The 23,744-nt window shown below is 53.9% G+C and carries 20 protein-coding genes; 11 read left to right on the top strand and 9 right to left on the bottom strand.

The genetic code is table 11. The annotated features are described in order from the left end of the window. Positions 1–17: 17 nt before the first annotated feature. A complete protein-coding gene (locus MHH82_RS10475) occupies positions 18–947 on the bottom strand; it encodes an ABC transporter permease (protein ID WP_009592560.1) in 930 nt (309 codons plus the stop codon). A gap of 315 nt (positions 948–1,262) precedes the next feature. On the opposite strand from MHH82_RS10475, the gene MHH82_RS10470 reads away from it, so the two are divergent. Then, a complete protein-coding gene (locus tag MHH82_RS10470) occupies positions 1,263–3,002 on the top strand; it encodes a sensor histidine kinase (RefSeq protein WP_340965553.1) in 1,740 nt (579 codons plus the stop codon). Beyond that, positions 2,999–4,621 carry a response regulator gene (locus MHH82_RS10465; RefSeq protein WP_340965551.1) on the top strand — a complete coding sequence of 541 codons (1,623 nt, stop codon included), beginning with the start codon at positions 2,999–3,001 and terminating at the stop codon, positions 4,619–4,621. Before MHH82_RS10470 ends, MHH82_RS10465 begins: the two co-directional genes overlap by 4 nt. Before the next feature lie 143 nt (positions 4,622–4,764). Here MHH82_RS10465 and MHH82_RS10460 read toward each other — a convergent pair whose 3' ends face one another. The 7 genes from MHH82_RS10460 to MHH82_RS10430 all read right to left on the bottom strand — a co-directional run bounded on the left by MHH82_RS10460 (position 4,765) and on the right by MHH82_RS10430 (position 11,719). After that, positions 4,765–5,841 carry a Gfo/Idh/MocA family protein gene (locus tag MHH82_RS10460; protein ID WP_340965550.1) on the bottom strand — a complete coding sequence of 359 codons (1,077 nt, stop codon included), beginning with the start codon at positions 5,839–5,841 and terminating at the stop codon, positions 4,765–4,767. Between the two features lie 215 nt (positions 5,842–6,056). Next, the gene (rbsB, locus tag MHH82_RS10455) at positions 6,057–6,974 is read right to left on the bottom strand and encodes a ribose ABC transporter substrate-binding protein RbsB (RefSeq protein WP_009592597.1); all 918 of its coding nucleotides are present in this window, start codon (positions 6,972–6,974) and stop codon (positions 6,057–6,059) included. A gap of 15 nt (positions 6,975–6,989) precedes the next feature. After that, on the bottom strand, positions 6,990–7,958 hold the full coding sequence (gene rbsC / locus MHH82_RS10450) for a ribose ABC transporter permease RbsC (RefSeq protein ID WP_015734380.1): 969 nt from the start codon (positions 7,956–7,958) through the stop codon (positions 6,990–6,992). 1 nt (position 7,959) lies between these two features. Beyond that, positions 7,960–9,441: a sugar ABC transporter ATP-binding protein gene (locus MHH82_RS10445; RefSeq protein WP_145035449.1), complete on the bottom strand. Its 1,482-nt coding sequence runs from the start codon at positions 9,439–9,441 to the stop codon at positions 7,960–7,962. A 15-nt stretch (positions 9,442–9,456) separates the two neighbouring features. After that, positions 9,457–9,855: a D-ribose pyranase gene (gene rbsD, locus MHH82_RS10440; protein ID WP_145035447.1), complete on the bottom strand. Its 399-nt coding sequence runs from the start codon at positions 9,853–9,855 to the stop codon at positions 9,457–9,459. 2 nt (positions 9,856–9,857) lie between these two features. Continuing rightward, positions 9,858–10,736, bottom strand: coding sequence for a ribokinase (rbsK, locus tag MHH82_RS10435; RefSeq protein ID WP_340965544.1), 879 nt, complete (start codon positions 10,734–10,736; stop codon positions 9,858–9,860). After that, on the bottom strand, positions 10,736–11,719 hold the full coding sequence (locus tag MHH82_RS10430) for a LacI family DNA-binding transcriptional regulator (protein ID WP_251493806.1): 984 nt from the start codon (positions 11,717–11,719) through the stop codon (positions 10,736–10,738). Before MHH82_RS10430 ends, rbsK begins: the two co-directional genes overlap by 1 nt. Before the next feature lie 234 nt (positions 11,720–11,953). On the opposite strand from MHH82_RS10430, the gene MHH82_RS10425 reads away from it, so the two are divergent. The 6 genes from MHH82_RS10425 to MHH82_RS10400 all read left to right on the top strand — a co-directional run bounded on the left by MHH82_RS10425 (position 11,954) and on the right by MHH82_RS10400 (position 18,931). Continuing rightward, positions 11,954–12,934, top strand: coding sequence for a carbohydrate ABC transporter permease (locus MHH82_RS10425; RefSeq protein ID WP_340965542.1), 981 nt, complete (start codon positions 11,954–11,956; stop codon positions 12,932–12,934). After that, positions 12,931–13,755 (top strand): carbohydrate ABC transporter permease, encoded by an 825-nt coding sequence (locus MHH82_RS10420; protein ID WP_340965541.1) that lies wholly within the window; start codon positions 12,931–12,933, stop codon positions 13,753–13,755. Before MHH82_RS10425 ends, MHH82_RS10420 begins: the two co-directional genes overlap by 4 nt. 158 nt (positions 13,756–13,913) lie before the next feature. Beyond that, positions 13,914–15,275, top strand: coding sequence for an ABC transporter substrate-binding protein (locus MHH82_RS10415; protein ID WP_015734374.1), 1,362 nt, complete (start codon positions 13,914–13,916; stop codon positions 15,273–15,275). Between the two features lie 240 nt (positions 15,276–15,515). Continuing rightward, entirely contained in the window at positions 15,516–16,421 is a 906-nt protein-coding gene (rocF, locus tag MHH82_RS10410) for an arginase (protein WP_340969899.1), read from the top strand. 103 nt (positions 16,422–16,524) lie between these two features. Then, complete coding sequence (locus MHH82_RS10405; RefSeq protein ID WP_340965538.1) at positions 16,525–17,715, top strand: ornithine--oxo-acid transaminase; 1,191 nt, start codon at positions 16,525–16,527, stop codon at positions 17,713–17,715. A 310-nt stretch (positions 17,716–18,025) separates the two neighbouring features. After that, on the top strand, positions 18,026–18,931 hold the full coding sequence (locus MHH82_RS10400; RefSeq protein ID WP_340965537.1) for a TIGR01777 family oxidoreductase: 906 nt from the start codon (positions 18,026–18,028) through the stop codon (positions 18,929–18,931). A 73-nt stretch (positions 18,932–19,004) separates the two neighbouring features. Here the strand turns inward: MHH82_RS10400 and MHH82_RS10395 are convergent, their stop codons facing one another. Beyond that, positions 19,005–19,595 (bottom strand): YdhK family protein, encoded by a 591-nt coding sequence (locus MHH82_RS10395; protein WP_015734370.1) that lies wholly within the window; start codon positions 19,593–19,595, stop codon positions 19,005–19,007. 207 nt (positions 19,596–19,802) lie between these two features. On the opposite strand from MHH82_RS10395, the gene MHH82_RS10390 reads away from it, so the two are divergent. From MHH82_RS10390 to MHH82_RS10380, 3 genes are all read left to right on the top strand, one after another. Further along, complete coding sequence (locus tag MHH82_RS10390; RefSeq protein ID WP_036665836.1) at positions 19,803–20,732, top strand: AraC family transcriptional regulator; 930 nt, start codon at positions 19,803–19,805, stop codon at positions 20,730–20,732. A 124-nt stretch (positions 20,733–20,856) separates the two neighbouring features. Next, on the top strand, positions 20,857–22,728 hold the full coding sequence (locus MHH82_RS10385) for a class I mannose-6-phosphate isomerase (RefSeq protein ID WP_145035436.1): 1,872 nt from the start codon (positions 20,857–20,859) through the stop codon (positions 22,726–22,728). Next, on the top strand, positions 22,725–23,735 hold the full coding sequence (locus MHH82_RS10380) for an ROK family protein (RefSeq protein ID WP_145035434.1): 1,011 nt from the start codon (positions 22,725–22,727) through the stop codon (positions 23,733–23,735). The genes MHH82_RS10385 and MHH82_RS10380 overlap by 4 nt, the downstream gene beginning before the upstream one ends. The last annotated feature ends 9 nt before the right edge of the window (positions 23,736–23,744 follow it).

The following is a 23,744-nucleotide window of genomic DNA, read 5'->3' as shown; positions in this document are numbered from 1 at the left end:
ACCCTTCCTCTCTTGCGTTACCACAAACTGTTTTCGCTGTATTTTTTCGAAATCTGGTTGACCAGAATCAGCAGAACAAAATTGATGACCGTATTAAACAAATTGATGGCCGACGAGAAGCTGTATTGGCTGCTCAGCATCCCGATTTTGTACACATACGTGGAGATGACCTCGCTGGAGGTTATATTGAGACTGTTTTGCATGAGATAAACCTTCTCGAAGCCGACGCCAAGCAAGCTCCCGATCCGCAAAATAAGCAGCGTTACGACCGTTGGCATCAGCATCGGGATGTCGATGAACCGGATTTTTTGCCATCTGCTTGCCCCGTCCATGGTGGCCGCCTCGTACAAGCTGGGGCTCACCGCAGACAACGCCGCAATATAGATAATGCTGTCCCAGCCCGTATGCTGCCACACATCCGACCATACGTACACGCTGCTGAACAAGCCGGCCGATCCCATCAGATTCGGCGCTTGTGCACCGAAGAGCCGGAAGATATTCCCGATCAATCCCGAGCCCGGCGAGAACAGAATCAGCATGAGTCCCACCATCACGACCGTCGATATAAAATGCGGCATGTAGGTTACGGTCTGGAAGAAGCGCTTGAACCAATTCTGGCGCATTTGATTGACCATCAAGGCCAGCATGATCGGAATCGGGAACGTCGCAACGCTGTATAAGCTGATGACCAGCGTATTCGTTATGGTGGTCGAGAATTGATAGGAGTTAAAAAACTTCTCGAAATACTTCAGGCCGGCCCAGGGGCTGTCCATAATCCCGAGAGCGGGACTGTAGTCCTTGAATGCGATCAAAATGCCGTACATCGGCACGTAAGAAAACAACAAAACCAGCACTACCGCAGGCAGCAGCAGCAAATACAGGCCCCAATTCTTTCTGATCCGCCCGAGGGTTGGATGTGTGGTTCTATTCAGTTGGCCTGCTTTCAAATCGATTCCCCTTTCTGTTCGCGTCGTCGTGAATCCGGTATGTCACGTAAGCAATTTCAGTATACTGCGATCCGGCGTCATGATTTGGACCTCATGATGCGCTATCCGGACCTTTGCCTTGTCCATTTCGCCGCCGTCCCCGCGTCCTCCGCTCAAACATGCCGGTATTCGGACTTTCCGATGTGTTATCCGGACTTTATGGAAAATGCCCGAGCGTTCGCTCCTGTTTTTTTCGACGTTTCCATTTATAATATCCTTACCGATATAAAAACGCTTTCATAATATAAGCGAACTGAAAGGAATCACGGCATCCCTATGGTTAAAGCACTGAATAACAAGCCTTATCCCATCCGTCACTATGTGAAAATCATGCTCTTCATATCGATCTTTGCCCTGGTGGTGGATCTGGTGATCAGCTTCGCCTCCATCTTCATCGTGAAGCAGCAATCCACCCGCTATTTGCAGGATACGGCGAATCTGTACATCCGGCAGATCAATCATGACTTCTCGTATATCAACCATTATATGGGCTGGACGCTCGCGAACGACGAAAGCGTCAAGATCATGGATACCCCCGGCACCGATTACGTGGATTACATTAAGTCGAGCGAAAGAGTGCATAAACGGTTTAATGAGCTTCAAAAAAACTATGGGCAAGAATACAACTTCTTCTTCTATTTAAAAGATCAGGATTTCTTCCAGAACTATGCCCCCATGTCCCTGTCGTATACGGAGTTCCAGGAACTGAAGGAACAGATCGTCTCCCTCACGGATTCCAAAAACGTATACGAAACGTTCTACTCGAACTGGAACCCGATCCTTGTGCAGGACACGCACTACGTCATCAACATCGTGCCCTATCACAACCGTTACTTGATCTGCCTCATCTCCGCAGATGACCTGGTCCGGCCGCTCCAGGAACTGGATTTGGGCGAGGACGGGTTCGTCTCTCTGGTGGATGCCCAAGGAGCCGCCCTTACGAGCCCAGGTGCCGGCGAAGCGGGGGCCAAGCCGCTCGAAGGAGCCAAGGCTTCCTTGTTCAGCCTGTCACAGCCGCGGACTACGGTCACGGAGGGATTCTCGAATGCCTCCTTCAACGTGCAGCTGGTCATCCAGTTCGGCGTGTTCGAGACCATCATGATCGCCCAGCTGCTCATTATGCTGCTGTTCGTGCTGCTCACTTGCACGCTCAGTGTGGTCATGCTGTATTTCAAGAAGAAGGTGTTGAAGCCGATTCAGAATTTCTCGGAAAACGTAAGGCGCATCCACGAGGATAGCGAAAATCTGGATTTCATGAGCAGCGAGATCATCGAGCTCGAGCAGGTGAACTCCCAATTCAAACACCTGATCGAACAGATCAAGAAGTTTAAAATCGATATTTACGAGCAGGAGCTCGAGAAGCAAAGAATCCAGCTCGATTATATGAAGCTGCAGATCAACCCCCACTTTTTCCTGAATTGCCTGACGAACATCTACAGCATGGCGCAAATGCAAATGTTTAAGGAAATCGAATATATGTCGCTGTCCACGTCCAAATATTTTCGTTACATCTTTCAGAGCGGCGATAACCTCGTGCGGCTTGAGGACGAAATCGAGCACGTCCGGATTTATCTGGAGATTCAGAAGCACCGCTACCGCGATGCCTTTTCTTATCATATCGGGTATGAACAAGAGCTTGCCGGCCTCACGATTCCCCCCCTGGTGCTCCAGACCTTTATTGAAAACGCGGTGAAATACGCCGTATCCAGAGATCAGGTGCTGCAAATTCGCCTGACCGTCAGTTTGCGGGTGGAGGACGATAAGCCTTATGCGGTCATCCGGATCTCCGATACCGGTCCCGGCTTTCCGGAAGACGTATTGGATAAGCTGGCAAACGGCAGGCCGCTGGATCAAAGCGAAGGGAAACACATCGGGATCATGAACACCCTTCAGCGGCTGGAGCTGCTCTACCATCATCGGGCGCAGGTGGAATTTTCGAACCCGGAAGGCGGCGGTGCCAGCGTCGCACTAACGCTGCCCCAGCCATTGCAGGAAAGGAGAGGAGACATTCGATGAATGTATTGCTGGTTGATGACGATTATTTTGTCGTGGCCGCGCTGGAGAAGAAGATTGATTGGAAGGCACTCTTGATCGAACAAGTCCATACCGCATACAGCGTGGCGCAGGCAAGGGAGATTCTGCAGAGTCATTCCGTTCAGATCCTCATTTGCGACATCGAAATGCCGCAGGGCAGCGGACTGGAGCTTCTCGCCTGGATACGCGAGGAACAATACGGCATACAGACGATTTTCCTGACCAATTACGCCGATTTCAACTATGCGCAGAAAGCGATTGAGCTGCAAAGCTTCGACTATTTCCTGAAGCCGATTGAATTCGATAAGCTCAGCCTCATCATCTCCAAGGCCGTGTACAAAGCTAAGGAACAGCAAAGCGATCAGGAGGCGATACAGGACGGGCAGCTGTGGAAGAAAAACCAAAGAAAGCTGCAAGAGCACTTCTGGAGCAAGCTGATCAAGGAAAAAAAAGCTTCGTCGGACCGGGCGGCCATCGCCGGGTATATCGCGGAGCAGAATCTGTCCTATGCGTTGTCGGATCTGTTTCTCCCCCTGCTGATCACGATCTTTCCGTATGATCAAAGCTTGGGCAAAGAAGACAAGGACCTGTTTGATTACGCGTTTCTCAACGTGCTGTCCGAATTGTTCCAGGATCCGCTCTTTACGGTCGAGACCGTCATGGAGTATAGGGATTACGAATGGATGGTCATGCTGAAATGGAATCATCCTCCGGATACCGCAGTCATTGAATCCATCTGCACGTCCTTCATCGAGAAAGCCAACCGGTTCCTTCGGAGCGATGCGTGCTGCAACGTATCGGTTTCGGCGGCTTTGGAGGGGATCAACAAATCCATACGGGACCTGCTGCAAATGAACGAGGACATGATCAAGAAGCGCAACCAGATCATGTTTCTGGAACGGCATTCGCTGCAAGAAGCCGCGTATACCCCTCCCCCGCTCCAAGACTGGGAGGCGCTGCTTGCCGAAAACAACCCGGCCGCCTTTCTCGAAGAAACTCGCCGGTACCTGCAGAATTTGGCCAAGAGCGGCGTCCACAGCGCTTCGGTACTGCGTTTATTCCGCTTGGATATGGTGCAGCTCGTATACTCCTACCTGAAGGGCAAAGAGATTCAGGCTCATAAGCTATATACCGGCAAAACCAATGATCAGTTATTTCTGCAGTCGTTAAACTCGATTGAAGACATGGAAAAATACATGGCGTATCTCGTCCGCACGGCAGCCGAATATCACGCTTACGCCGGCCATTCCCATACCGTGGTGGAGGAAATCAAGCATTATATCGGGTGCCATTACGGGGAGGAGCTGACGCGAACGACCCTGGCGGAAATCGTCTTTCTGAACCCGGATTATTTGGCCCGCGTCTTTAAGAAAGAAACGGGCGTATCTTTAGGCACTTATATCATTCAGGCCCGCATCCGGGCGGCCAAACATCTGTTGGAATCGACGCCGTTGTCCGTGTATCAGATTGCGGCGAAGGTCGGATACGCCAACTATTCCTACTTCTCGAAGCTGTTCAAGCAGGATACGGGCTGGGCGCCCAGCGACTACAGGCGGGTGCTGCAAGGCGGAGGCAGCGGGAAGGTGGATCACGCAAAATAACCGCAGCATGCACTGGCAATCCATGAAGAATGGGCGAATCAACGACGTCAACATAAAAAGTACCGCAGCCTCAAGCACAATCGATTGGCGGCCGCGGTACTTTTTTTACGATATTCTTTCAATAAGTGCTGTCCTTCGTCAGGTCACGCAGGGTAAATGTCGAAATCCTTCAGCGTTTCGCCCGTTCTGGCCGATTCAAACACCGCTTCGATCAGGTTCAGGACGCGCAGCACTTCCTCGTTCTTGACGATCGGTTCTGCCTCGCCCCGGGTCACGGCCGCAAAGTTATCGAAGAAGCTGCTGGATTGACGGTATGGCTCCGGCAGGGCACCCGTAATGGTAGCTTCTTCGGAAGGAGGGGCCATCGTTTTGGTCAAGCCTACCCCGGCTTGAATCGGCTTCGGCTCCACTTTCACGGCATCCTGGTTCCGGGTAACGACTCTTCCGTTTAACGACCAGTCCTCAATAATGCCGGTTCCCTCGGTTCCTTTGACGTACCAGCGTGGAAGCGTAATGAAATTCGTCGTTCCCACTTCGATCAGTACCGATACGCCGTTCTCGAATTCGATGACCGATTCAAAGCCGTCATCCACCTCATCGCCCAAAATAAAGCTCAAGCGGCTGCTCAGGCTGGTCATCCGGCTGTCCACCATGAACAGGATCTGGTCCAGCAAATGCACGCCCCAGTCCAGCAGCATGCCGCCGCCGTGGGCTTCCAGATGGCGCCAGTCGCCCGGAATGCCGTTCGCCCCGTGCACCCTGGATTCGATACGGAACAAATCGCCAATCGTCTTTTCGTTGTACATTTGCTTAATCGTCAGGAAGTCCTCGTCCCAGCGGCGGTTCTGGTGAACCATCAGCACCCGACCGGCCGCATCGGCAGCGGAGACCATGTCCTTAAAGTCGCTTACGGACAAGGTTACCGGCTTCTCGCAGATGACATGCTTCCCGGCGTCAAACGCCTGAAGGGCCAGCTCCTTATGCACGTCGTTCGGCGTGGCAATGAGCACCACGTCAACCGCGGCATCATTCAATACCTGCTCGTAGCTCTCGTAGGCAGCATACCCGTCCTCCCGGGACGCCTTCCGGCGCTCTTCCAGAATATCGTAGGTTCCGGTCACCTCAAGAAACGCGTTGTCCTTAATCAGCTTGGCATGGTAGCTGCCCATTCCGCCGTAGCCCACGATCACGATCGCTTGTTTTCTTTTTTCCGTCGTCATAGATACATAGCTCCTTTTTTACATCTAAGCAGTAAACGCATACACAACCATTATAATATCATATGCGAAATAACTGTTCTCTTTTACGATATTGTATTCCTGCTGCCATCGCAAGGCTGTGAGTTACATCGCAGCCCGGAATGGAATGAGCAGGATGGCAAAAAAAAGCGTTACCCTACTTCTATCGCAGGGTAACGCTTCTTGGTTTTCGCGAGTTATTCCTTCACGACCAGCTTCAGCGGTGCCGCGATATTCGCTTCCACCTCTTTGCCCTGCAGCACGTCCTTGGCTGCGCCGACGGCGAGCTGACCGATCAGTTCGGGCTGCTGGGCTACCGTTGCCGTCAGATTGCCGGCTTCGATGGACTTCAGCGCATCGTCGTTGCCGTCAAAGCCGATGACCATGATGTCTTTGCCCGAGCTTTGGATCGCTTCGATTGCGCCCAGGGCCATTTCGTCATTATGGGCAAATATCGCTTTGGCGTCCGGATTGCCCTGCAGCAGATTTTCCGTCACGGTAAGACCTTTGGTCCGGTCAAAATCCGCCGCTTGCTTCGCGACCACGTTCAGCTGCTCATCCGCGATATCATGGAAGCCCTTGCCCCGTTCGCGGGTCGCGGAAGCGCCCGGAACGCCTTCGAGTTCAATGACCTTCGTATCTTTGCCCAACTGCTCCACGATATATTCGGCCGCCATTTGTCCGCCCTTCACGTTATCCGAGGCGACCAGCGCAGCGACCTCGCCTTGATCCGCCGAACGGTCCAAAGTGATGACCGGTATGCCCAAACTGTTTGCCGTTTGAACCACGGTCGAGATCGCGGACGAATCCGTCGGGTTAATCAGCAGTGCATTGACGCCCTGCTGAATCAGGTCGTCGACGTCATTGCTCTGCTTGGCAGAGTCGTTCTGCGCGTCAACGACAACGACCTCCATTCCCTGCTTCGCCGCTTCGGCGACGACGCCATCCTTCAAGGAGACGAAGAACGGGTTATTCAAGGTGGAGATGGAAAGACCGATCTTGATGTCTTTGACGTCTCCGCCGGTTTTGGGCTTCGCCCATTCCGGCGGCTCCAAGGAACAGCCCGTGATGAAGATCAGCATGAGTGATACGAGCAGCAAAGTTGTTTTTTTCATCGTTCATTCTCCCCCTTAAGCCGATTTTCTACGGTCGAGCAGTACGGCAATCGCAATCACGACACCTTTGACAACCATTTGATAGAATGAGTTCACGCCGAGCAGGTTGAGCCCGTTGTTCAGAATGCCGATGATCAGCACCCCGATCAGCGTGCCGACAATCCGGCCGCGTCCGCCGGTCAGGCTTGTGCCGCCCAGAACAACGGCTGCGATGGCATCCAATTCATAGGAGGTACCCGCTGTCGGCTGCGCGGAATTCAAACGGGAGGTCAGAATCGCGCCTGCCAGCGCGGACAGCATCCCTGCCAAGGAGTAGATCATAATCTTCACGCGCGGTACCTTAATGCCGGATACAAGCGATGCTTTTTCGTTACCGCCGATGGCATACGTTTTGCGGCCAAACGACGTTTTATGCAGGATGACCCACAGCACGGCAAACGTGATGATCATCGTAATGGCCGGCACGGGAATGCCCAGCAGGTATCCGCGGCCGAACAATTGGAATACAAGGCTGTCGCCAAGCCCGGTAATCGGATTACCGTTCGTATAAACCAGCGTAAGTCCCCGGAATATCGTCATGGTAGCCAAGGTGGCGATAAACGGCGCCATTTTCCCCTTGGTGATCATGAGACCGTTGATCATGCCCATCACGCCGCCAAGCGCAACGCCGATGATGATCGAGAGAATCGGGTCAAACCCGGCCACCATCATATTGGCGACAAATGCGCTGGATAGCGCGAGAATCGAACCGACCGACAGGTCAATGCCGCCCGTCAGGATAACAAACGTCATACCAAAGGCAATCAGTGCGTTAATCGATACCTGACGCAGCAGGTTCAGAATGTTAAGCGGTTCCAAGAAGCTTGGATTCAGGACGGAAACGATGACGATCAGAATGATCAGTCCGAGCAGCGGACCGAGCTTTTGCGTCAAACCTGAGACCTTGAACCCTTTTCCCGCCTTGGCATCGTTAATAGTTGTCATATTACTGTCCCCCTGTAGCTAGAGTCATGATGTGTTCCTGCGTGGCTTGTTCGCGGTCCAGTTCACCGGAAATCCTGCCCTCGTGAACGACGAGAATCCGGTCGCTCATCCCGAGGACCTCCGGCAGCTCCGACGAGACCATCAGAATCGCCACGCCGCGTTCGGTCAGCTCATTCATCAGCTGGTAAATTTCGCGCTTCGCCCCTACGTCCACGCCCCGGGTCGGCTCGTCCAGGATGAGCACGCTCGGCCCAATGCCGATCCATTTGGCGATAACCACCTTCTGCTGGTTACCCCCCGACAGATTGCGGGCGTGCGTTTCGGATGAATGGGTCTTGATCTGCAGCCGCTTCGTCAAGGTATCCACGAAATCCTGCTCCTTCTTCCCGGAGATGAATCCTCTGGAAGAGAAGCTGAACAGGTTGGGCAGCGCCATATTTTCACGGACCGAGAAATCCAGCACCAGTCCTTCATCCTTGCGGTCCTCCGTTATGAATCCAATGCCGTGTTTCACGGCATCATCCGGCTTCTTGATATGAACCTTCTTGCCGCGCACCCAGATTTCCCCGCTATCCAGCGGGTCCAGCCCGAAGATCGCTCGCATCATCTCGGTGCGCCCCGCGCCCATCAAACCGGATACGCCTACGATCTCGCCGGCTCGGACCGAGAAGCTCACATTCTCGAACCGGCCCTTGCCGGTAATATTTTTAACTTCCAGCACCGGTTCGCCCGGAGACGGATGCCGTGCGGGATATCGCTCGGTCAGCTCCCGGCCGACCATCTTTTTGACGACTTCGTCAAAGTTGGTTTCGGGAATCGGCTTGGTGTCCACGGATTTGCCATCCCTCATAACCGTGATCCGGTCGCAGATCGTGAAGATCTCCTCCATGCGGTGGGAAATGTAAACGATGGATACGCCCTGCTTTTTCAACGAGCGGATGACGCCGAACAGCTTCTCGATTTCCCTTTCGGTCAGTGCCGCCGTGGGCTCGTCCATAATGATGACTTTCGCTTTGGTCATGAGCGCTTTGGCGATCTCAATCATCTGCTGCTGGCCGACGGAGCATTCCCCCGCCTCCTGCGTCAACGGTATCGTCACTGCCAATTTGTCGAACTGTTCCTTCGCAAGCGCCTTCATTTGTTTCATGTTGAGGAATCCCAGTCCGGATGTCATCTCCTTGCCGATAAACAAGTTATCCAGAACCGTCATCTCCGGCCAGATATTAAGCTCCTGGTGGATGAAGGCAACGCCTCTCTCTTCGGCTTCCTTCGGGTTCGCGAAATAGGTTTCCTGACCGTCGATCAAGATCTTGCCTTCATCCCGGCTGTGAAGGCCGGTTAAAATATTCATCAGCGTCGATTTGCCCGCGCCGTTCTCTCCCATCAGGGCATGAACCTCTCCTTCCCGGAGATCAAAGTCCACGCCCGCCAGCACCCGGTTCGTGCCAAAGGATTTATGGATATTCGTCATCTGAATGTTCATGATGCTTCCTCCTCTTTAACCGAAATGAACGCCGGCCTGCAAAATGCAGTTCGCATAGGGCTTGGCTTCGCCTGTACGGATAACCGCCTTGGCGTTTTTCGTCCGTTCCTTGAACTGCTCGTGAGAGCAAGCCTCGATCTCGCAATCCTGAAAATGTGCCTGTATATCATGCAGTGTTTCCTTATTCTCCCGCTTCATTTCTTCAGCAATGACGATTTTTTCAACGACCATATCGTCGGCGATCGCCTCCACCACCTCCATAAAGCTCGGCGTCCCCAGCGTAAGCGCCAGGTCGATCTTCGGAACGCCTGGAGGAATCGGAAGGCCAACGTCCCCTACCACGATGGTATCGGTGTGCCCCAGATCCGCCAGCACTTTCGCGATGTGGCTGTTCAGCATGCCGTTCTTCTTCATGATCAAAGGCCCCCTTCCACTTCGAGGCGCGACGGCATTCCGCCCTGCGCTCCGAACTTCATGACCGACAAGGAAGCGGCGCGGTTCGCGAATCTGAGGCTGTCGGTCAGGCTCATGCCCTCGGCCAGCGCCACGGCGAATGCGCCGTTGAATGTATCGCCGGCACCCGTCGTATCTACGGCTTCAACCTTGTAGCCCGGAACCACGATCTCTTGCATACCGTCAAAATAACGAACGCCCTTTTTCCCTTCCGTTACGATGAGTTTATTCGGATACCGGCGCAGCACGTCGCCGAGCGGCTCGTCATGAAACAGGATAGCGGCTTCATGTTCGTTTGGCGTAATGTATGCCGCCCGTTCAATAACGACGCTCGGCACCGGACGGGCAGGAGCGGGGTTCAGCATCAATGGCACCTGATACTTGGCGCATATCGCACTCACGTGCACCACCGTTTCTTCCGGAATCTCCTGCTGAATCAACACGATATCCGCCGCCTGGATTACCTTTTCCGCCTGATCTACGTATTCCGGAGTGATCCGATCATTGGCAGCCTTCACCACCACGATGCTGTTGTCTCCCTCTGCCAAAATGATGTGCGCCGTGCCGCTTTCCATACCTGTAACCGGTTCCACATAATCCGTAATAACACCATTCGACTGCAAATTGCTCAAAATCGTTTCGCCGAAGGAATCATCACCGACGCAGCCAACCATCGTCACCTCTGCACCCAGCCTTGCCGCCGCGACGGCCTGGTTGGCTCCCTTCCCTCCTGGCACCGTCTTAAAGCTGTCGCCTAGCACTGTCTCTCCCGCGCCGGGGCGCTTGGCGGAGGTCACCACCAAGTCCATCGACGCGCTTCCGATTACCACGATTTTTGCCATCACGATTCCACCTTTCTCGTTGTCTGCCGCTCTATGAATTCTACCGAGAATTCGATATTGCTTTTCTCTATGCGCTGCCCTTCGATAAGCCCGATAAGCAATCTGGCCGCTTCCCGGCCCATTTCGTACGCCGGCTGATGAATCGTTGACAGCGGCGGGGCCAGCAGCCTGCTGAGCAGAATATCGTCAAATCCGATAATTTGTACGTCTTCCGGCACCCTTTTCCCCAGCCGAAACGCTTCCTTCACCACGGCGGATGCCATAATATCGTTACTCGCGATTATGCCATCCGTGTCCGGATATTCGCTGAACACTTTCTGGGCGAATTCTTCGGCATCGGTTAAAGAAAACGATGTCGTCTTCAGCACTTGATACGCAGCCGCCTGTTGTTCCAGAACCTCGACGGCTCCTTCAAAACGTTCCTGAGCAGGCCGCACATCCGCCGGACCTTGAATTACCGTTATGGCTTTACTCCCTCGCCGCACGATTTCCTGGGCCGCTATTCTTCCTCCCTGACGGCCATCCGCGTACACGGAAGGGCGGTCCGACGAGGTACGGTCCAGAAACACTACGGGAATGTTCAGTCCCGTATACATGTCGGCATCCGGATCGTTGGTCGATGAGATGACGCCAACCACATTATTCTGGACAAAGGTTTGGATGTACTCCATTTCCTTCTTCTTGCTCTCGTCGCTGTTTCCGAATATCAGCCGATAATCATTCTCCTGCATCTCGTCCTCTACCCCGCGGGCAAGCTGCGGGAAATAAGGGTTCATGATGTCGGGAAGCAAAAGTCCTATCAATTTGGATTTCCTCTTGTATAAAGAACGCGCCACTTCATTCGGCGTGTAATTCAGCTCTCGAATGCTCTGTTCCACCTTGGACCTGGTGTCCTCATGCACGTAACCGTTTCCATTTAAAACCCGCGAAACCGTGGCTACGGATACGCCTGCCTGATTCGCCACATCCTTGATCGTTGCCATACCGTCATCACCTCATTCATGTGTAACCGGTTACAGGTATAAGATATCACATCTCTTTTCAACGTGCAAGCTTTTAGGGAATGGAATATTCTTGTACCGGCACTGGCAAGCTCGCCTTCAGCAACTGCCATGTTCGGCAATAAATTACGGTATTCTTACAAAACCCCTTACTGGATTTTACATCCGGCTCCTATACTCAATGCTGTAAGGCCAAGCTGGAAAGTGAGGTAAAACATGATGATGGAAAAAGAATTCACGCTTCCTTCTCCGGGGCACTCTCTATCGCCGAACGTCAACGAGCCGGAGGTATCAACCGCGGCGAAACCCGTCTCGATCAAGAGAACAAGGCGCAGAGAAATTCTGCTCGCTTATGCATGTTTAGCGCCTTCGCTGCTCATATTCGGTCTGTTCTTATTCTACCCGCTGCTCAAGTCGGTATATCTTAGCCTGTTCCTGACCGATCCGCAAGGCCGGGTAGCGGAATTCGTAGGATTCGACAACTTCAGGGAAATATTGGTCTCCGACATGTTCTATACAAGCTTTGGCAATACCCTGCTGTTCATCTTGCTGACGGTTCCGACCGGCATGGCGGCTGCGATTCTGCTGGCTGCCCTGACGCACAACAAACTCAAGGGCATGAAAATATTCCGCTTTATCTTCTCGCTTCCGATGGCCGTGTCCGTCGGCACCGGCTCGATGATCTGGATGATTCTGTATCATCCGACATTGGGCGTGCTGAATTATTTCCTGTCGCTGTTCGGCACGCAGCCCATACAATGGCTGACCGATCCGAAATGGGCCATGATCTCCATCGCGATCATGACCGTCTGGATGAATCTTGGATTTAATTACATCCTCATGCTGAGCGGCATGCAGGGCGTGTCCGAGGATATCTATGACAGCACCAAGATTGACGGCTCCGGTCCGCTGAGAACGTTCTTGCGGATTACGATGCCGCTGATCTCCCCTACGTTATTCTTCACGTCTGTCGTATCGGTTATCGGTGCCTTCCAAGCATTCGGGCAAATCAACATCCTCACCAAAGGCGGTCCGATGAACAGCACCAACGTCATGGTATTCAACATCTACCAGGATGCCTTCGTCAATTTTCGCTTCGGCATCGGCAGCGCGCAGGCCCTCATCCTGTTTGCCATCATTCTGCTGCTGACCGTCTTTCAATTTAAATTCGTCGAGAAGAAGGTGCATTACCAATGAACATGCGTCTCATGCCAAAAAGCTTCATCTACACCGCGCTGCTTCTCGGTTCGTTGGTCGTTCTTTTCCCGTTCCTATATACCTTGTCGACATCGCTGATGAGCGAGGCCGAATCGGCCGTCTATCCGCCGCCTCTGCTTCCCGAAGCCGTCAATCTGTCCAACTTCGCCAAGGTGATCGATACGATTCCTGTCCTTACCTTTATCGGAAACAGCCTGGTTGTCTCCATTGCCATCATGCTCGGACAGATCGTGACCGCGAGTCTGGCAGCATACGCTTTCGCCTTCCTGCGATTCCCGGGAAAAACGCTGCTGTTCAGCCTCTTTCTCGCGACGATGATGATCCCGTGGGAGGTGATCATGATTCCGAATTACTTGACGGTCAAAAGCCTGAACTGGCTGGACACCTATCAAGGGCTCATCATTCCATTTCTGGCCACGGCCTTCGGAACCTTCCTGCTCAGGCAGACCTTCCTGCAGCTGCCGAAGGAGCTGTTTGAAGCGGCCCGCGTGGACGGCTGCGGACATGTCCGCATTTTCCTGAGCATGGTGCTGCCGTTATCCATCCCCGGAATCGCCACGCTGGGCGTGTACTCGTTCCTGAACAATTGGAACATGTACCTGTGGCCGCTTCTGACAACCAACCGGGTCGAGATGCGAACCGTCCAAATCGGGATCGGCATGCTGCAGTTCGAAGAGATGAACTCATGGAATCTGATACTCTCCGGCGTGCTCCTCCTGCTGCTGCCTTCCCTGCTGCTGCTTGCGCTCGGGTTGAAACCCCTTGTACGCGGCATCACCGCAGGTGCTTTGAAGGGCTAATGGACACGATGCCGACCCAGTAGACCATATTGGATCAGCCTTGCGTGCCGGTTATCGATATAAAACGGGCCCACGCAATTTCTGATAGATCAAACCATACTTTATTTTCAAAAACTATTTTCAAAAACTATTTTCAAAAAGGGAGAGATTAACCGATCATGAAACGTTTTGGTAAAAGGTCCTTCGCGCTGCTCCTGCTTTCCTGCTTCATGCTGATCAGCGCCGCTTGCAGCAATACGCCAGCCGCCGGAGAAACGACCGTTGCCGCCGGCAGCGAACCGGCCAAGGAACCTGTTAAGGTCGTTTGGTGGCATTCCATGAGCGGTGAGCTCGGAACCGTTGCGGACAAGCTGATTTCCGATTTTAACGCAGCCCACCAGGATATTCAGGTAGAGGGCGTGTTTCAAGGCACGTACGATGAAAGCTTGAACAAGCTGAAGGCTTCATTGGGATCGAACAGCGGACCGACCATGATTCAGGTGTACGAAATCGGCAGCCGTTTCATGATGGACACCAAGGCGATCCGTCCGGTTCAAGACTTCATGGATGCTGAAGCATACGACATTTCCTCCTTGGAACCGAATATCAAAAATTATTATACATTCGACAACAAATTGTATTCGATGCCGTTCAACTCCTCCAACCCGATCCTTTACTACAACAAAGATGCCTTTAAAGCGGCAGGTCTGGATCCGGAAAATCCTCCAAAAACCTACGAAGAGGTAGCGGAAGCGGCTAAAGCGCTAACGAAAGGCGGCCAAACCGGCGCATCCTTCGCAATTTACGGCTGGTTCATGGAGCAGTTCCTTGCGAACCAAGGCGTTGAGCTGCTGAACAACGGCAACGGCCGCACTTCTCCGGCAACCGCTTCGCATGTCAACAATGCCGCTGCCGTGAAAACGCTGGAATGGTGGAAGCAAATGCTGGACGATAAAGTCCTGCTGAACCTGGGACGTAAAACGGATGACACCAAAAAAGCCTTTGCAGCCGGCCAAGTCGCCATGACGCTGGACTCCACGGCTTCGCTCCGCGGTATCGTCAGCGCAGCGGAAGGCAAATTCGAAGTCGGCACGGCATTCCTGCCCAAACCGGCTGACGGCGGCGAAGGCGGCGTTATCATCGGCGGTGCAAGCCTGTGGCTGATGAACAACAAATCGGAAGAAGAGCAGCAGGCCGCCTGGGAATTCATGAAGTATTTGGCCGAGCCGCAAACCCAAGCCTACTGGCATGTCAACACGGGTTACTTCCCGGTCACAACCAAAGCTTACGAAGAGTCCCTGGTAAAAGAAAACCTGGAGAAATATCCTCAATTCCAGACCGCGGTGGATCAACTGCATCAAACGACCGCCAACCTGGCAACGCAGGGCGCTGTCATGGGCGTGTTCCCTGAGGCCCGCCAGCTGACGGAAACGGCCATCGAGGAAGTGCTGAACGGTCAGAAAACACCGCAGGAAGCATTGGATAAAGCTGCTCAGGAGATCAGCTCCAAGATCGAGACCTATAATAAAACGGTAAAATAAACGTCGTGCATGCCGCGTAAGCATGCGATGAAACCTAATTCGAATTGCACATCATTAACACCCTTCATGCTGTCTCATGGGGCTCTCTGCAGTCATTCCATGAATCATGCATAAAGGGTGTTTTTCTTTTTCTCGTTCAACCCAAAACCCTCCATATTTGCTCAGCTTGTATAGGGCTTTGCCCAAGTCACTCAGCCCGGCTCCGGAATACACTGTTACAAAGTGGAGGTGAGCAAAGTGATGAACAATCTTCCGTCCACCGTATCGATCATCCCGGTGCCCTTCGACCGGGGAGCTACCCGCCGCGGCGCCGGACAGGGACCGGACGCCATATTCGGAGCCGGTCTGAAACGCAAGCTTAACGCGCTCGGTGTAACCTACCAGGTCGATGATTTTGCTGCGCTCCCCGAGCGCAAGGATGAAGCGCACCATCCCCGATTAAAACATTTGACAGAAGTCGTGACGATGAACGAGCAGCTGGCAGCGCGCGTATCCGCCCTGGCAGTAGCGGGCACCTTCCCTCTTGTGCTCGGCGGCGACCATAGCATAGCAATCGGCACGCTCGCCGGACTTACCCGGCATTACCGCAACTTGGGCGTCATCTGGATCGATGCCCATTCCGATCTCAATACGCCGGATACTACCCCGACCGGCAATATCCATGGCATGTCCCTGGCTGTCAGCTTGGGAAAAGGCGACCGGCGGCTAACCTTGATCGGCGGCGTTAAATCAACCATTAAGCCGGAGCATGTCGTGCTCATCGGCGCGCGCTCACTTGATCAGGGCGAGCGGGACTTCATCCGCCGGGAAGGCATCGCCTGCTTCACGATGCAGGATATCGACCGCATGGGCATGTTCCGGGTCATGGAGGAAGCCATCCGCATATCGTCAGCGGGAACGGATGGCGTTCACCTCTCCTTTGATATCGACAGTGTCGACCCGAAGATCGCGCCGGGAACAGGAACGCCGGTTCAAGGCGGGCTCAGCTACCGGGAAGCGCACCTGGCCATGGAGATGCTGTCGGAATCCGGTATTCTGACGTCAGCCGAATTCGTGGAGAATAACCCGCTGCTGGACCGCGGACAGAAGACGTCCCGGCTGCTTGTCGGTTTAATCGCCTCCATGCTGGGCGAAAGCATCTTATGACATTTTAATGTCATGGCATCATGCTTGATTATGAGAAGCCTCTTGCGCGGGCATGTGTATTTTCCGCGTTGCGGTTTCTTTAGACTCCCAAGGAGGTTACGCCATGGCCCCTTCCAATCCTCATATCGAGAAAGCCGAAAGGTACGGCGCAAAAAACTACCACCCTCTTCCCATCGTCATCGCTTCAGCTGAAGGCATTCATGTGACGGATACAGATGGCAAACGGTATATCGATATGTTAAGCGCCTACTCGGCGCTAAACGCAGGTCATTGTCATCCCCGCATCATCCGGGCCTTAAAGGAACAGGCGGATCGGGTGACCCTGACCTCGCGCGCATTTCATCATGATCAGCTGGGCGATTTTTACGAGAAGCTGTCCGCTTTAACCGGCAAAGGGATGATTCTTCCCATGAATACGGGAGCCGAGGCGGTTGAGACCGCGCTTAAGGCAGCGCGTCGCTATGCTTACCGGAAGAAAGGTATTCCGGCAGATCAGGCCGAAATCATCGTCTGCGAGGGCAATTTCCACGGCCGAACGATCACGGTTACCTCCTTCTCCTCGTCCCGCGAATACCGCGAGGACTTCGGTCCGTTTACGCCGGGATTCAAAGTCATTCCCTATGGCGACCTTGAGGCGCTGGAGCAGGCGATTTCGCCGAATACGGCCGCTTTTCTCGTGGAGCCGATCCAAGGCGAATCCGGCATCGTCATTCCGCCTGACGGATACCTAAGCGGGGCACTGGAGCTGTGCAGGCAGCACAGCGTCCTCATGCTAGCGGACGAAATCCAGACCGGCTTCGGCAGGACGGGCAAACGCTTTGCCTGCGACTGGGAGGACGTCGAGCCGGATATGTACATTCTTGGAAAAGCGCTGGGCGGCGGCGTCTTTCCCGTCTCCGCCGTGGCGGCGGACGCGGATATTCTGGATGTATTCGAGCCGGGTTCCCACGGCTCCACCTTCGGCGGAAATCCGCTCGGGTGCGCGGTGGCCATCGCCTCCATGGACGTGTTCATTGAGGAAGGGCTGGAGGTTCGCTCCCTGGAGCTCGGCGAATATTTTCTCCGGCTGCTTCGATCCATCCCGCATCCCGATATCCAGGAGGTGCGCGGCAGAGGTCTATTCATCGGCATGGAGCTCAAGGTCCCGGCCAGATCCTATTGCGAGAAACTGAAAGATCTCGGCCTGCTATGCAAAGAAACCCATGAAGCCATTATCCGCTTCGCCCCTCCGCTCATCATCACCAAAGTAGAACTGGACCAGGCGGCGGCGATCGTAAGGCAGGCGTTTGCGTGATAAATCGATACCGGTTTGCACTGCGCAAAAAACAGTTTGTTCACCCCTGGCTCCAAGGCATGGGGTGCGGCAAACTGTTTTTTCGGTTTCTTTCCGCTCCTAACCAGGCAGAAGCTGAAGCGTTGACTGAAATATCATATAGCGGTGCCATGCCGCATTTCCTGTATAATGGGTTGTATAATATTGGATTTACGATTCTGACAAGAAACGTATCGTTATTCCCTTCTCGGCTCATTTCAGCGTATGACGGGTAATGATTCCCAGCCATGTTTTATCAGGGTTGATGATAACTTAACAAGGAGGTTCACTCATGAGAATAGCCATCTGCGGGGGTACCGGCTTCATTGGCCAAGCATTGTGCAAGCGCTGGCTGCGCGACGGACATGACATGATCATCGTCACCAGGTCAAAGCCGGAGATCCCCGCTGTGCAGCAGAACGGGTCATTATCCTACTTAACCTGGGATGAGATGAAATCCCATCCGGAGCGGTTCGAGGGCTTGGACGCACTCGTTAACCTTGCCGGCTCCTCCCTGAGCCAGCGCTGGACGCAAGCAGGCAAGACGAGAATTCTTCAGTCCCGGCAACGAACCGTAACTGCCGTAGCGGACCTGATGCGGCGCCTGGAGCACAAACCTCCGGTCATTCTTCAAGCATCGGCAATGGCCATATATGGTACATCCGAGTTTGAAGCGTTTGATGAGGACAGTCCGGCCACGATCATGGATTTCCCGTCCGAGGTTGTGCAGCAATGGGAGCAGGCAGCCGATTGCATCCCGGTCGACCGGTTAATCAAGCTGCGCATCAGCGTCGTGCTGGGCGATCAAGGCGGTGCCCTCCCCAAAATGCTGCTGCCGTATAAATTAGGAGTCGGCGGCAACATCGGCAGCGGCAAGCAATGGCTCTCCTGGATCCATATCGACGACATCGTGGAATTAATCGATTATTGCATCCGGCACGAAGACATTTCCGGAGCCGTGAACGCCGCTTCCCCGCACGCGGTCACGAACGAGGAATTTGGCCGTAGCGTCTCCAAGGTCTATCGCCGTCCGCATTGGCTGCCCCTGCCTGCATTCATGCTCCAAGCCATCCTGGGCGAAATGTCGCTTATTCTGTTAAAGGGCCAGCGGATCCTTCCGGCCAAAGTTCAGCGCCACGGCTTCAAGTTCCGGTATCCGGAAGTGACGGCCGCCTTGCAGCAGATCAAAGGAAGCTGAATCACCCTCCTTGAGCATAAAAAAACAATCGCTCTCTTGATCTCAAGGGAGCGATTGTTTTATTCGATGAACGTTATTGGACCGGAGATAACTCACTCTCCGTGACCCATTTGTGGTTCTTGACTTCCTCTCCGGATGTTGACGTGAAGTCCACCATATAGACCGTCGTTTGCTCGGCGGAATCGATAACGGCCGTCGCACCGTTCATCCCCTCCATATGATCCGCATTCACGACGGCTTTCGCTCCCGGCTCCAGGGGCTCCTTGCCCGCATCCTTCAGCTCTTCATGAATGACCCATTTATGATCCTTCACTTCGGGCCCGCCGTTCGTCGGCGTATACGATATCGTGTACACTGTCGTATCGTAAGCTCCGACTATCGTTGCTTGGGCCCCCTTCATCCCGGGCATGTGGTCGGATTCGATGATCGCTTGGGTCCCGGCCGCATAGGCCGGATTGTCCGCAGTCTTCAACCCTTCCGGAACCTCGCCCGATCCGGAATGGTTCATGCTGCCGTGATCCATGCCTTCCATGCCGCCGGTGGTATCCACGCTCTCCGCTTGATCCGGATTCGCGCCATCGGTATTTCCGCAGGCGCCCAGCACGAGGATGAGGGATGCAAAGGCAACCAGAATAAGCGGCTTTAATCGTTTTTTTGCTGACATATGACGAACTCCTCTCTTATATTGAATATTCATAGCATAACAGCGACTTGTGAAGAACTTATGTAGCTGTCTATGCATTACATCACTATACCCATTTTTTCTTTATATCTTATCTTGTGATATATAATAGAGAGACAATCCAAGATACATCCAACCTATATTAAAGGCAGATGACATTGCCTTATGAACGAAGGAGAACCATCTCCCATGCAAATCGATGACGATGCTTTCATCCCGTTATTCAAGCGGGCCAATTCCATATTAAATCGTACCTTGAGCCGTATTGAACAACAGGAGCTGAGCATCCGGATCCATTACTGGGGGTTCATGCCGCGCCACTACGACAATACGGAGCACAAGCATTCTTTTTTTGAAGCTTGTTACGTGTTAACAGGCAACGGAACCTATATCGAAGGCGAAAGAGAGTTTCATCTCTATCCGGGCACGCTGTTTCTCTCACGGCCGGGCGTCCAGCATCAAATAAGAAGCAAGGATGGCTTGGCCTTATGCTATGTCGCCTTTGAACCGGAAGAAACGGCAACCGGCGAGTTTTATGCGGCCGCGTTCCGGTTGCTGGCCAAACAAGGCAATCCGGTGGTTACAGAAGGTGCCCGGCAGGCGTCCGGATTATTGTGGCTTTCGCTGTTATCGCTGTTTCATACGGGTTCCGGCAAACAGCACCCGCCGCAAATGCTGAACAGTTTGGCCGCATCACTGATAGTATCCTTTCTGACCGTCCATGGCCCGGGCTTCCACCATGAGCCTTCCGGTGCCGAAGCAAACGATGAAGGAACCTCCATGTTTCATCAGGCCGAACTGTTTATCAAGGACAACCTCAACGAACCGCTCTCGCTGGAGCGCGTGGCGGGCCATCTCCACATCACGACCCGTCATTTAACCCGGCTGTTTCGCAAATACGGCCATCAATCCTTTGTCCATTATGTACAGGAGCAGCGCGTGCAGCAGGCAAAGCATATGCTCCTCCATACGGATCGGCAGATCAAGGAGATTGCCGTCTGCTGCGGATTCGAGTCCGTGCATTACTTCACCAGGGTATTTACGTCCAAACTTGGCGTAACCCCGGCCCGCTTCCGGCGCTCGCAGTTTTCGGAAGGACGCTACGACTCCGAGGTTTAGCGTTAAGGGCTGCCGATGTCCTGATCGTACAAAAACACTTCCTCTTTTTATAAAGACGTATCCTCCCTTGCCTTCTACAATGAAGTCGTAACAGACATTCCGGAAGGGAGGATATATCCAATCCATGAAACCTGCAACTGCCTTTCAATCATATCCGATCAATCCTGTGGATTTTCGCCACGAGCCCTTGTTCATGAATCAGGGGATCGACTCCTGGTGCTCGTTCATCATGTCGACCCACAAACAAAAATCGCAGCTTCATCCCCCCGAAAAGCGCGGCGTCTACATTACGCTTGACGGAACGCACGGTGCCGATTTCGATAAACTGCTGATCCAGCTTGAGCAAACCTGCGAACAAGAGAGCATCGCCTTCTTAAGCGATTCGACGTCCCATTACGTAAAACCCGAAGCCGAGCTCCGGGCCGAGATGGCTCCTTATCTGACCGATAACCGGGCATTCGGCTATAAAGCCTCGGATGTCCGTCCCACTCAATATTTTCAGCCGGACGCAAAGGCTGCCTTGCAAAAAAGCGCGCTGCAATTTGACGCGATGTGCGGCATTCACGTGCTGCACGGCCCGGGTGCCTCGCTGCTGGAAGGCAGAACCCCCGATCTTCGCTTCTACGCCGATTACTCCCGCGAAAACCAGCAGCGGCGCCATGCCGAGCGTATGGGCAGCTTCGGCCTCGGCATCTCGAGCGATAAGGTTGAGACCTACAAGAACTGCCTGTTTCTCGAATGGCCCGTCTGGGAGACTTACCGCCGGGACTGGCTGGACCATCATGTCCAGCATTCGGTCAACCAAGCGTACTATATGGACTTGAATCGTTCGGAAGCTCCCGTCTGGCTGCCTGCAGCGAAATTGGCAAGCGTGCTGCAGCAAGCGGCCCGGCAGCCGTTTCGGGTCAAGCCGTTTTTTGCCCCGGGGATATGGGGAGGGCAATACCTTAAGGAATTATGCGGCCTGCCCGAAGAATGGCCGAACTGCGCCTGGAGCTTTGAACCCATCGCTCCCGAGAACACGCTGCTGCTGCGCGTGCAGAATGTCACCTTCGAGGTTCCATTCACTTTGTTGATGGAGGCAGCCCCACAGGAAATTATGGGAACGCGTAATTTCGAGCTGTTCGGCGATTATTTTCCGATCCGGTTTGACTATCTGGATACGATGCAGGGCGGCGAGCTGTCGCTTCAGGTGCATCCGCTGCAGGAATATGTAGAGGCGCAGTTCAATGAACATATGACACAGCAAGAGTCGTACTACATCATGCGTAATGTCCCGGGAGCCAAAGTGTATTTGGGACTGAAGGAAGGGATCACCGGCGGACGGCTCCTTGAAGCCGTCGAGAATGCCCATCTTCAGGAAGATCCGCTGGAGCTTTCCGACTACGTTAACGAGTACCACTCGCAAACAGGGGATCTCTACCTTATTCCACCGGGTACGGTCCACTGCTCCGGAAGGGATAATCTCGTGCTGGAAATCTCCTCGACCACTTGGTGGTTTACATTCAAGATTTATGATTATCTGCGGCTGGACGCCGATGGCAAGCCACGCCCGATGAACCCTGAGCATGCGCGCCACAATATCAATGACGCCATGAATACGCCGGCAGTAGAGGACGGGCTTATCGCTAGGCCATCCGTCGTAAGCCGTCAAGGCGGCAGCACGGAGGAACTGCTGGGACAACGGGAAGATCTTCTGTTCCAGGTCAGCAGGCTGAATTTGCAGGATACGTGGAGAGCGGATACCCAAGGAGAGTTCGTTATGTACAATCTCGTGGAAGGCGACCGCGTCCGCCTTGTACCGGCTGCGGATGAGGGTGGGGCCGTTGAATGGGGCTATGCGGAATCCTACATCGTTCCGGCATGTATAGGCGAATACCGATTGGAGAACCTGTCCGGATCCCCATGCACCTTGATTGCGGCCAGGGTCAATCCGGAATGGAATCTCCCGCTGCTTCCGCCTTCCCGGAGAGCGGCAAGCGGAGAGTTTTCATGAACCGCCCTGATTGGGACGATCCGGGAAGCCCGTCTCCCCCTGCCCCCATCACCATAACGCTTGATGCCGGTGGAACCGCTTTGAAGGGGGCGCTGCTCGTGAACGGGCAGCTTGTCCCTGGCTCGTTCCTCATCCGGCCTTCGGCATCGCAAGGAACGGCGGAGGAAGCGATCGCCAGCTTCGCCGGCGCCTGCCATGATTTGTTAAGCTTTTACGCCTCGGCCTTCCGGCCGGTGGACTATCGAGATTCGATCCGGATCGGCTTTGCCTTTCCGGGGCCCTTCGATTACGCAAAAGGCGTTGCCCTTCTTCAAGGCATCGGCAAATATGATGGGCTGTACAAACTGTCGGTTCGGGATCTGCTCCGTTCGAAGTTCCAGAGCCTCAAACCATCCTTTCCGGGTGCCATGATGAATCGTTTGACCGCTGCCGATATCCGATTCGGGAACGACGCCTTCATGTTCGGGCTGGGCGCCTCCATCCGGTTCAGGGCGGAACGTCTCGTATGCCTGACGCTCGGTACGGGCCTCGGTTCGGCCTTCGTGGAGAATGGCCGGATCGTAGCCGGCAAGGACGGTATCCCTGGCAGCGGCATGCTGTATGCGGAGCCTTACCAGGACCACATCGTGGACAGCTATTTCGGGAGAAGAGGCATTCTGAGGATGGCCTCGGAGCGGGGACTCCTGACGGACGGAATCGACGTAGCCGATCTGGCCGAAGCGGCAACGCGAGGTAATGGGCAGGCCCGCGATTTATTCCGGGAATTCGGCAGCAATCTGGGAGGCATGCTGCGGCCCTATCTATCCGGATTCCGGCCGGATCGCTTGGTGCTGGGCGGACAGATCTCGGGCAGCTTGCCCTTATGGGAAAGGGATATGCAGCTGGCCTTGGGTACGCACAGCGTTCCAATCGACTGTCTCGAGGACGGTACGTCCGCTGTGTTTTACGGCATTGAGAAGCTGTTTGACGATACGGCGAACGATCTATCCGCTCCATATTATCATTAGGAGGTCCTA

This window comes from Bacillus sp. FSL K6-6540, from assembly GCF_038007545.1.
This window is presented reverse-complemented; position numbering and strand designations above follow the sequence as displayed.